Source organism: Caldisericum sp. (assembly GCA_022759145.1).
Taxonomy (GTDB): domain Bacteria; phylum Caldisericota; class Caldisericia; order Caldisericales; family Caldisericaceae; genus Caldisericum.
In genome coordinates this window covers 1-10,758 of record JAEMPV010000006.1, presented here as the reverse complement: position 1 = coordinate 10,758, position 10,758 = coordinate 1, and the positions used below count along the sequence as shown (strand labels likewise).

Annotated in this window: 11 protein-coding genes and 6 tRNA genes; all 17 read left to right on the top strand. The window is 40.0% G+C overall.

Going from position 1 to position 10,758, the window contains the following annotated elements:
• The first annotated feature begins 390 nt into the window (after positions 1-390).
• The gene (gene rpsF / locus JHC30_00335; GenBank protein ID MCI4462610.1) at positions 391-756 is read left to right on the top strand and encodes a 30S ribosomal protein S6; all 366 of its coding nucleotides are present in this window, start codon (positions 391-393) and stop codon (positions 754-756) included.
• Positions 749-1,147 (top strand): single-stranded DNA-binding protein, encoded by a 399-nt coding sequence (locus JHC30_00330; GenBank protein MCI4462609.1) that lies wholly within the window; start codon positions 749-751, stop codon positions 1,145-1,147. Before rpsF ends, JHC30_00330 begins: the two co-directional genes overlap by 8 nt.
• A 15-nt stretch (positions 1,148-1,162) precedes the next feature.
• Positions 1,163-1,411 carry a 30S ribosomal protein S18 gene (locus JHC30_00325; GenBank protein ID MCI4462608.1) on the top strand — a complete coding sequence of 83 codons (249 nt, stop codon included), beginning with the start codon at positions 1,163-1,165 and terminating at the stop codon, positions 1,409-1,411.
• Positions 1,412-1,415: 4 nt separating this feature from the next.
• Positions 1,416-1,859, top strand: a complete 444-nt coding sequence (gene rplI, locus JHC30_00320) for a 50S ribosomal protein L9 (GenBank protein ID MCI4462607.1) — start codon at positions 1,416-1,418, stop codon at positions 1,857-1,859.
• Positions 1,859-3,178: a replicative DNA helicase gene (gene dnaB, locus JHC30_00315; GenBank protein MCI4462606.1), complete on the top strand. Its 1,320-nt coding sequence runs from the start codon at positions 1,859-1,861 to the stop codon at positions 3,176-3,178. The genes rplI and dnaB overlap by 1 nt, the downstream gene beginning before the upstream one ends.
• Before the next feature lie 58 nt (positions 3,179-3,236).
• A tRNA-Lys gene (locus JHC30_00310) sits at positions 3,237-3,312 on the top strand.
• Positions 3,313-3,317: 5 nt separating this feature from the next.
• A tRNA-Glu gene (locus tag JHC30_00305) sits at positions 3,318-3,392 on the top strand.
• A gap of 20 nt (positions 3,393-3,412) precedes the next feature.
• Positions 3,413-3,487 (top strand) — tRNA-Val (locus JHC30_00300).
• 46 nt (positions 3,488-3,533) lie between these two features.
• Positions 3,534-3,610, top strand: a tRNA-Asp gene (locus JHC30_00295).
• 24 nt (positions 3,611-3,634) lie between these two features.
• Positions 3,635-3,709, top strand: a tRNA-Gly gene (locus tag JHC30_00290).
• A gap of 29 nt (positions 3,710-3,738) precedes the next feature.
• A tRNA-Thr gene (locus tag JHC30_00285) sits at positions 3,739-3,813 on the top strand.
• Positions 3,814-3,839: 26 nt separating this feature from the next.
• Positions 3,840-5,840, top strand: a complete 2,001-nt coding sequence (locus JHC30_00280; GenBank protein ID MCI4462605.1) for a sodium-translocating pyrophosphatase — start codon at positions 3,840-3,842, stop codon at positions 5,838-5,840.
• An 88-nt stretch (positions 5,841-5,928) separates the two neighbouring features.
• Entirely contained in the window at positions 5,929-6,876 is a 948-nt protein-coding gene (locus JHC30_00275; GenBank protein ID MCI4462604.1) for an LCP family protein, read from the top strand.
• Positions 6,877-7,020: 144 nt separating this feature from the next.
• Positions 7,021-7,836 (top strand): acetyl-CoA carboxylase carboxyltransferase subunit beta, encoded by an 816-nt coding sequence (locus JHC30_00270; protein MCI4462603.1) that lies wholly within the window; start codon positions 7,021-7,023, stop codon positions 7,834-7,836.
• Entirely contained in the window at positions 7,833-8,765 is a 933-nt protein-coding gene (locus JHC30_00265; GenBank protein MCI4462602.1) for an acetyl-CoA carboxylase carboxyltransferase subunit alpha, read from the top strand. Before JHC30_00270 ends, JHC30_00265 begins: the two co-directional genes overlap by 4 nt.
• Positions 8,743-9,189, top strand: a complete 447-nt coding sequence (locus tag JHC30_00260) for a hypothetical protein (protein MCI4462601.1) — start codon at positions 8,743-8,745, stop codon at positions 9,187-9,189. Before JHC30_00265 ends, JHC30_00260 begins: the two co-directional genes overlap by 23 nt.
• Entirely contained in the window at positions 9,179-10,537 is a 1,359-nt protein-coding gene (locus tag JHC30_00255) for an ATP-grasp domain-containing protein (protein ID MCI4462600.1), read from the top strand. Before JHC30_00260 ends, JHC30_00255 begins: the two co-directional genes overlap by 11 nt.
• Positions 10,538-10,758 lie beyond the last annotated feature (221 nt).

The following is a 10,758-nucleotide window of genomic DNA, read 5'->3' as shown; positions in this document are numbered from 1 at the left end:
GCATCTCCTCTTCAATCGAAAGGGGTAACAGACCCCTTTCGAACTTACCCCATAAGAACACGAAGTTCTAATTATAATCCGGTCATTCCGAACAAAGTGAGGAATCTCCGCCTTTTATGTTTTCTCGGGGGTTTTGAGGGTGTGATGTCCAATCCCCTCAATTAAATTGGATACCCCTCGCAAAGATGGCTCGGGGTGACATAATGGGAAGGGGGCACCCCTTCCCAACTAACCCCGAAAGGCAAAAAATTAATTTCGGGTGGAGTTGTAATCCTCCTCCACCATCTTGATTATGCTCCCATTTTCTGTATAATAGAGTTTGGTATAAAGATACCTTCCTTGTAGGGGTTGCCTTACAAGGCAAAAATTTTATGTCCAGGAGGTAAAAAGATGAATTATTACGAAGTGCTTTACATCGTAAGCGCTAACCTTTCTGATGAAGAAAGGCAGGGCTTGGTTCAGAAATTCCACGATTTTGTGGAAAGAAATGGCGGAAGTTTTAGAAGTGAAAACGAATGGGGATTAAGGACTCTTGCCTATCCCATTCTCAAGCAGGACAGAGGTTATTACTATCTTGCCTACATTAATCTTCCAGCAAGTGCAGTTAAAGACCTTTACTACTTCTTCAGGGTTACCGATGGTTTCCTCAGGGCAATGATTGTTAAGAAGGAAGAGAAGAAAGAAAAGGAAATGCCCGAGAAACCACAAGAAACAAAGGCAGAAGAGGTAACTCAAGAGGTCGAAGAAAATGTCTGATGTAAACAGAGTTTTCCTTACAGGGCGTCTTGTTGCAGACCCCGACATCAGATACACCCCAACAGGTAATGAAGTTGCCCAGTTCAGAATTGCTGTCAACATAAATTATAAAAGCAAGCAAGACCCTTCAAATTGGCAGGAAGAGACATCCTTCATTACTATTGTTGCCTGGAACAGGCTTGCAGACAAAGTTGAAAAAACAATCAAAAAGGGCGACACCATTTTCGTTGAGGGCAGATTGAGAATAAGAGAATACGAAGTTGACGGGAACAAAAGATACGCAACGGAAATCGTTGCAAGAGACATAAAACTCATCGTAGCAAAAGGCGCAAAGGAAATTGAAATCGAAGAGGCTACCGATGAGTCAGAACCAGATGTACCATTTGCATAGAAGGAGGTAAAAATAATGGAATCACCAAAAAGAGTTGCAAAGAAAGGATACTTCTTCAGACAGAAGAGGAAAGTCTGCGTATTTTGTGCAAGAAACGAAGAGATTGACTATAAAGATGTTGCAAAACTTTCACGTTTCATAAGCGAGAAAGGTAAGATTCTTCCACGAAGGAACACAGGGCTTTGCGCAAAACACCAGAGGCAACTTGCAAGAGCAATTAAGCGTGCTCGTATAATGGCACTTTTGCCTTTCGTTAAGATTTAAGATAATGAAAATCAAGGTTCTTCTTTTACAGAATGTAAAAGGCTTGGGGAACGCAAAGAGCATAGTCTCAGTTTCAAAGGGCTATGCTCTTAATTATCTTATCCCAAAAGGTCTTGCAAAGGTTGTTGATGAAGATACTGCAGAGACAATTGTCGATGAGTCAAAGAATGTAGAGGAGCGAAGAATCGCGCAGGCAAAGAAGGAAAAAGAAATTCTTGAGTCAAAAGAACTCATTTTCAAGGCAAATGCAGGCACGGGAGACAAACTTTTTGGCTCAATAACCGCTCAAGACATCGAAGATAAAATTAAAAAAGTCTTTCAAATTGATATCGATAAGAAAAAAATCGTCCTTGACACCCCGATTAAAAAACTTGGAGTTTATACAATTCCTGTAAAACTTTACAAGGAAGTCCAGGCAGAACTCAAGGTAAGAGTTGAAAAAGAATAATGGCTGAAAACGAGATTAAAAGGCTTCCTCCTTATAGTATCGAGGCGGAGCAATCGGTAATCGGCTCAATCCTCATTGACGAAGAGGCAGTCCTCAAAGTGCTCGAAATTTTGCGTCCTGAGGACTTTTATCGTCCTGAGCACGAGGAGATAATGAGGGCTGTATTCGATTTAACAACAGAAAATACCCCCATCGATATAGTGTCCGTAACTGATAAATTGCGTTCCACAAATAAACTCGATTTTGTCGGTGGACCTACATATATAATGCAACTTGCATCCTCCGTCCCCAATGCTGCAAATGTAGAATACTACGCAAAGATTGTTAAGACAAAAGCCCTCTTAAGGGAACTTATAAAGGCTGGTGCAGAAATCTCTGAACTTGGCTTTAATGAGTCGATGGATATTGATGAAGTCCTCAACGCTGCAGAGCAGAAAATTTTTAATATTTCTCAAAGAAAAACACAATCGTACTTTTTAAGAGTTCGGGATTTCCTCCACGAGCACTTTACCGAAATCGAAAACCGGCACAAAAGGAAACTCGGGCTTTCTGGTATTCCGAGCGGTTTTCCCTCGCTTGATAAAATTACAGGAGGCTTTCAAAAATCTGATCTTGTAATTATTGCAGCGCGTCCAAGCATTGGAAAGACATCCCTTGCACTCAACATAACCGAGCACATAGCAATTAAAGAACAAAAGCCTGTTGGAATTTTCTCACTTGAAATGTCTAAGGAGCAGCTCATCGAAAGGATGTTGTGCGCCGAAGCAAAGGTTGATATGATGCGATTGAAGACGGGATACCTTAGGGACGAGGACTGGCCCAAATTAACCGAGGCATATTCAAGCCTTTATGAAGCACCTATCTATATTGATGACTCTCCAGATGTAACGCTTAACGATATAAGGACAAAATCCCGCAGGCTTGCAATTGAAGCAAAAATTGAAATCATTTTTATAGATTACCTTCAGCTTATAAGGTCCGAGCAAAAGGTTGAGAATAGAGTTCTTGAAATTTCACAAATTACCCGTGGGCTTAAAAATCTTGCAAGAGAACTTGATATACCTATTGTAGTCCTATCGCAACTGAGCAGGGCTGTAGAAAAGCGTGAGGATAAACGCCCAGTCCTTTCAGACCTCAGGGAATCTGGCTCAATCGAACAGGATGCAGATGTTGTTATCTTTTTGCATGTGCCAGATGAGGATAACAGGGAAGAAATAGAACTCATTGTTGCAAAACAGAGAAATGGGCCTCAGGGCAAAGCATCACTTTTGTTCCAGCAAGAATACACAAAGTTTGTCGAACGAGTCGAGGGGTATTAATCTACCCACTTGACAGAAATTAATATTTCTGTATTATATTATTGCTATACCCCTATGGGGGCCGTTAGCTCAGTAGGCAGAGCACCGGCCTTTTAAGCCGGGTGTCGCAGGTTCGAATCCTGCACGGCTCACCAGTTGCGCCCTCGTAGTCTAACGGTTAGGACATCGCCCTTTCAAGGCGGCGATAGGAGTTCGACTCTCCTCGAGGGCACCAAATTTTTTTAGGTGGGTTGTGGGCGGATGGCTCAGCGGTAGAGCACTTCCCTCACACGGAAGGGGTCACAGGTTCGAATCCTGTTTCGCCCACCATTAGGATATTGCAAAAAATTGTAAGTTTAAATATAATACATTTAGCGGGGTCGTGGTGTAGTGGTCTAACACGCTGGCCTGTCACGCCGGAGACCGTGGGTTCGAATCCCATCGATCCCGCCAGTTTAATGAAAATGAGAGACAAAAGCGGGAGTAGCTCAGGGGTAGAGCACTGCCTTGCCAAGGCAGGTGTCGCGGGTTCGAATCCCGTCTTCCGCTCCATTTTTATTTTAGGAAGTTTTAGTTTAGGTGCCGGCGTAGCTCAGGGGTAGAGCAGCTCACTCGTAATGAGCGGGTCGTCTGTTCAAATCAGATCGCCGGCTCCATATTCTGAAAATAGAAGGAGGTAAGAATGGGAATTTGGCTTGCAGGTATCTTCGGGGTGTTATCCCTTGTCGTTGCAATCATCTTATCAATCTCGATCTTAAGGCGTGACCAGGGCACAGAAAGAATGAAAAAAATCGCAAAAGCAATCCAGGACGGTGCACTTGCATTTCTCCTTGAAGAGTACAAGACGATGTATATCTGGGTTATTATATTTGCAATTGTAATTGGAGTGGTAATTTCTCCTTATGTTGCGCTTTTCTTCATTCTTGGGACAATTTTCTCAACACTTTCTGGATTTTTTGGGATGTACATTGCAACAAGAGCAAGTGTTAGGACTACAAATGCTGCAACAAAAAGCACAGGCGAAGCACTATTCGTTGCATTCTCTGGCGGTTCGGTAATGGGGCTTACGGTAACAGGTCTTGGGATTATTGGTTCCCTTCTTACTTATGTTATCACTGTGAAATTCCTCCCTCAGGTTAGTCCACTTGTTGCAGTAACCGGTTATTCAATCGGTGCGAGTTTTGTTGCATTATTTGCTCGTGTTGGTGGCGGCATATACACAAAGGCTGCCGATGTCGGAGCAGACCTTGTAGGCAAAATCGAAGCAGGCATTCCTGAAGATGACCCGAGAAACCCTGCGGTCATTGCCGATAATGTCGGAGATAATGTGGGCGATATTGCAGGGATGGGTGCAGATTTATACGAATCATATGTTGGTTCGATTACTGCAGCTATAATCCTTGGGATTCTTGCGCTTGGAAGCAATGCCTCAACTTATATATATCTCATCACTGGATATGGTATTCTTTCCTCGCTTATAGGTGTAGTCTCTTCCCTTATTGCATCCAAACTCAACATTCATCCTCAAAAGGCGCTTAATATCGGTTCTGTTACTGCAAATATTGTTGCAATAGTGATTTTCTTCTTCGTTTCAAAAGGTATTCCCAATGGCATTAACTACTTTGTTGCAATTATTACCGGGCTTCTTATAGGGCTTGCAATTGGATTCATAACACAATATTATACAAGTTCCAAACCGATTGTCGAAATTGCAAAGTCTGCTTCTGAGGGTGGCGCTGCAACAACAATCCTTTCTGGAATGGCTGTTGGAATGGAAAGCACATTTATCCCCCTTGTCCTTATTGCATTAGGAATAATAATTGCTTACAGGTTTAGCGGGCTTTTTGGTATTGCCCTTGCAGGTTTGGGCATGCTTTCAACTCTTGGTATAAGTTTGAGCGTCGATGCATATGGACCAATTGCAGATAACGCAGGTGGTATTGCAGAAATGTCCCACCTTCCGCATGAAGTAAGGGAAAGGACAGATACGCTTGATGCACTTGGAAATACAACTGCCGCAATGGGCAAGGGCTTTGCAATCGGTTCTGCTGCACTTACTGCACTTGCACTATTCTCCTCTTATATACAAACAATGGAAATGAACACACTCGATGTTATGTCTCCATATACAATCTCAGGGATGTTTGTTGGCACAGCACTTCCATTCTTGTTCTCGGCACTTGCGATAATGGCGGTATCAAGGACTGCAGGTTTTATGGTCGAAGAAGTTAGAAGGCAGTTCAGAGAAATTCCCGGGCTTATGTCCGGAAAAGCAGATCCTGACTACAAGAAGTGCGTTGCAATCTCTACGAAAGGTGCCTTAAAGAGTATGATTCTTCCTTCTCTTATTGCAGTTATTTCTCCGTTTGCAGGATTAATTATCTTTATGTCCTATGGTAAAGAGTTTACTGGTGGGTTGTTAGCAGGAGCGCTTCTTTCGGGCGTAATTATTGCAATCTATATGGCAAATGCTGGGGCTGCCTGGGACAACGCAAAGAAATATATTGAACAGGGTAACTTTGGAGGCAAAGGGTCTGAGGCACACAGGGCAAGCGTTGTTGGAGATACGGTTGGCGACCCTCTCAAGGATACTGCAGGACCTTCTATTAACATCCTCATTAAGCTAATGACGACTATTTCACTCCTTTTTGGACCTCATATTATTAAATTACTTTTAAAATGAGGAAATTCATAATTTTAGCAAAATTTTTGATTATAATATCACTTGTGATATATCTGGCAATGATTTTTGATTGAAAGGAAATTTGGAAATGACTGTAAATGCAAAGAAAATTATAAAGCAAGTTTTGGTTGTAGTGCTTATAGCATTTGTGGTGGTGCTTGGGTATTATGTTTACATTACGGCAAAAAATTTGAGCCTCATTAACGAGCACTCAAAGGGGGAGATTCCTCTCGATACCTCAAAGCCAACAAATATACTCCTTTTGGGAACTGACAGGCGAACAAAAAATGAGGCAGGAAGGTCTGATGTAATGATTCTTGTTCACCTTGACCCAACCACCAAAAAGATAACGCTTCTCTCCATTCCGAGGGATTCAAGAGTCCTTATTCCGGGGCACGGATACGATAAAATTAACGCTGCATTTAATTCTGATTACTTTGAAGATGGTGGGGTTGAACTTTCCATAAAAACCGTTGCAAACCTTCTGGGTATTGATAGTAAAGATATCCCTTACTATGCGATTGTAAACTTTGATGGATTTGCAAAGGTAATCGATGCGATTGGTGGAGTTACAATTGATGTAAAAGAGCCAATGCACTACCACTCATGGGCAGGTGATGTAAAGATAGACCTCAATCCAGGAGTGCAGCATCTTGACGGTATTAAGGCTCTTGAATATGCAAGGTTTAGATATGATGCGTGGGGAGACTTTGGTGTTGATTCCGAAGGAAATGTCCATGGAAGAGTTGAAAGGCAACAGGAACTTATTAAGGCGATTATAGACCAGACGAAAGACATAAGAAACATTTTTAAACTTCCTCAGATTGCACAGGAAATTGGTAATGCGGTTGACACAAATTTGACGGTTGCACAGATTACAAAACTTGGTCTTACCTATAAAGATATTACAAGTAAAGATTTACAGATTGTAAATTTCCCTGGCGTTCCTCATATGATTGACGGGATTTCATATGTTGTTCCCGACTACGATAAACTTAAAGAAATAGGGCAAACATACTTCAAATTGTCGAAATAACATTAGCGAATTTTCAACTTTTAAAGGGGCGTTACGCCCCTTTTTTAATTTATTTTTGATTATCTTTAGCCGAAATTAGCAAAGCAAAAGTTTTTTATTTTGGATATTTTGGAAATTTTGATAATTTGAATATAATAGTTTGAGATGAAAAAAATAGTAAAAGTTATAACCGAGGAAGAAGCAAAGAACCAGTGGATTAGGTGCAATAGCTGCAGACGCCTTATTTATTATGAAGAGTTAAAAGAAAACTTAAAAGTTTGTCCCTATTGCGGATACCACTTTAGGCTTACTGCAAGGGAGCGAATTGAATCTTTAATTGATACTGGGACTTTTATTGAAATGTTTAAAGAGATTACTTCGAGTGATCCGCTTCAATTTGTAGACAAGGAACCTTATAAGAAAAAAATCGAAGAAATAGAGGCAAGCGGGGGATATAGCTCTTCTATTATAACTGGCAGAGGAAAAATAGGCAATATAGATGTTGCAGTAGGAGTTCTCGCTTTTGAATATGTAGGAGGAAGTTTAGGAAGTGCAATGGGTGAAAAATTAACTCGTCTTATATATTACTCTATTGACGAAAAACTACCTTTGATTATCATTTCTTCTTCGGGTGGGGCAAGAATGCAGGAAGGAATATTATCATTAATGCAAATGGCAAAAATAAGTGGAGCTTTATCTGATTACAAGAAAAACGGGCGACTTTACATATCTATCCTTACTAATCCTACCTATGGTGGGACTACTGCAAGTTTTGCAATGCTTGGAGATATTATAATAGCGGAATCGAAGGCAATGATCGGTTTTGCAGGTCCAAGAGTAATAGAGCAAACTACTAAGAAAAGGCTAAAAGATGATTTCCAGACAGCAGAATTTTTACTTGCTCATGGCTTTGTAGATATAGTTACTGACAGAAGATTTTTAAAAAGTGAAATAGAAAGGATCTTGAGGTATCTTCCATGAAATTTCTTTCTTTCGAACAAGAACTTGAAAAGATTTATCTTGCTATGCAAAGAAACCCTGGGGACGAACAACTGAAGCGGATGTTCGATGAAAAACTAAAAGAAATCTACTCTAATCTTCAACCTTATGAAGTCGTTGAGATTGCAAGACATCCAGAGCGTCCCCATACAGAAGATTACATCTCAAACATTATTACAGATTTTGTAGAACTTCATGGAGATAGATATTTTGGTGATGACCCCGCAATGATTACAGGTATTGGTAGATTAAATGAAACTGTTGTTGGTGTGATAGGGCACAGAAAAGGAAAGAATCTTAAAGAACAATTGGAAGCACATTTTGGGATGGCAAATCCTGAAGGTTATAGAAAGGCTTTAAGAGTTGTAAGGCTTGCAAGTGAGAAATTTAATGCTCCAATCATTTCATTTCTTGACACACCTGGTGCAAATCCAACAGAAGAGGCTGAGGAGAGAGGTGTAGCGCATGCTATTGCAACAAACCTTATGGAATTTTTCAACATACCCACTCCTATCGTAGTTGTTGTGATAGGGGAAGGTGGTTCGGGTGGTGCTCTTGGCATAGGAGTGGGGGATAGAATTCTTATGCTGAAGTATGCAATATATTCAGTTATCTCGCCAGAGGGATGTGCTTCAATTTTGTTCGGAAATGCAAGTAAAGCAAAAGAAGCAGCAATCTCTCTAAAACTTACATCAGAGGAACTTCTAAAACTAAAAGTAATCGATAAAATTATTGAAGAGCCAATTGGGGGAGCACACAGATTTAAAGAAATTACCATGAGAAATGTTAAAGAAGCAATTTCTAACACTCTTGAAGAACTTACAAAAATAAAACGAGAAGACTTGCTTAAGATGAGAAAAGAAAAATTCCTTAAAATGGGGGTTTACGATGAAAAACAAAAATATCAGTGAGGAAATAAAAGAGATTATAGAAATTGCAAAGAAAAACGGAGTAGAAGAATTTAACCTCGAAGTTGATGGGCTAAAGATATCATTCAAATTTACTTCAAAAGAAACAGCATCTTTTGCTGAAAAGGAAACACTTCAAAAGGAACCCGAAAAGGAAATAATAACTGAAAGTGCAAATACTTTTCTTGTAAAATCACCACTTGTTGGCGTGTTTTACAGGAAGCCCAATCCAACATCAAAGCCATTTGTTGAGGTTGGTGATGTTGTAGAAAAGGGGCAGACCCTCTGTATAGTTGAAACAATGAAAATAATGAACGAAATACAGGCTGAGAAAAAGGGAAAAGTTATAAAGATCTTCCCTGAGGATGGATCAATGGTTGAAGCAGAGCAGCCACTTTTTGAGTTAGAGGAGATTTATGAGGATTAAAAGAGTCCTTGTTGTAAATAGAGGAGAAATAGCACTAAGAATACTTAGAAGTCTTGAGGAAATGGGTATAGAGGGGATTCTTGCTTATGCATATGAAGACAGAGATTCGTTGCCTGTCAAACTTGCTAATTCAAAAATATGTATTGGTTCCAAAAGCGTAAGAGATTCTTATCTTAATATCCCTAATATAATTAGTGCTGCAACTCTCCTCAAGGTTGATGCCATTCATCCTGGTTATGGATTTTTGTCTGAAAATCCTATGTTTGCTAAAATCGTTGAGGATCATGGTATAAAGTTCATTGGACCAGCTGCAAATATTCAAACCATTATAAAAGACAAAGCACATGTTAGGAAAATTGCTAATTCTTTTGGAATTCCTATTCTGCCAGGAACGGAGGAACCGGTTAACTCTCTTGAGGATGCGAGGAAAGTAGCAAGAGCAATCGGATACCCGGTTATGCTAAAAGCAGCGAATGGCGGGGGCGGCAGAGGAATTAGGGTTGTAGAGAATGAGGAGCAGTTATCGACCTTACTACCACTTGCAATGAGCGAAGCAAGGGCTTCTTTTGGCTCAGATAATATTTACATCGAAAAGTATCTTGAGAAACCTCGACACATTGAAGTGCAGATTGTAGCAGATGAATTCGGAACAGTTTCCTCTCTTGGCACAAGAGAATGTTCGTTACAAAGAAATCATCAAAAAGTGATCGAGGAAGCACAGGCAGAACTTAAAAAAGATGAAACCAAAAGCATAATAAATGATGCAATAAAATTTGCAAAGGGCATTAACTATACCAATGTAGGTACAATTGAATTTCTCTATGCTAATGGAAGACACTATCTTATGGAAATGAATGCACGTATCCAAGTTGAGCATCCTGTCACGGAGGAAACGTTTAACATTGATATTGTAAAATTACAATTGAAGATTGCAAATGGCGAAAAAATAGACCTTTCAAGCAAAAAATCTTATGGACATGCAATCGAATTCAGAATAAATGCAGAAGACCCATTTAATAACTTCAAGCCTTCCTCGGGCACGATCGAATTTTTACACCTTCCGTTAGGAAGAAATGTAAGAATCGATACGCACATATATCAGGGTTATAAAGTACCTGCCATGTTTGATTCACTTCTTGTAAAACTAATAGCAAAAGGGGAAACAAGGGAAGAAGCAATCTCTGTTGCAAGAAGAGCATTTGAAGAAATAAGAATTGAAGGTATAAAAACCAATATTTTGCTTATTAAGCGTCTTCTTAATAACGAAAATTTCTTAAAAAATAATCTTTATACAACTTTTTTGGAAGAATTTATAAACTTAGAAAACCAAGACAAAAATATGAATTAAAGTCGCTTTGTGTGTGGGTCCATCTGTTCAACCAAAATAGGAAATTGAACCTTTTCCAACCGACCGTAGTTTGGTCGTCCTGAGCGTAACGAAGGATCTCCCAAATTTGAGGGGGTAAACAGCACCCCCTCAATACTCCCCCATTAAAAAATAAAAGTGTTTTTGTGTGGAGTTGGAGGAGGCTCTGCCCTCCCCCATTCTGCTACTTGCAAAAATTATAA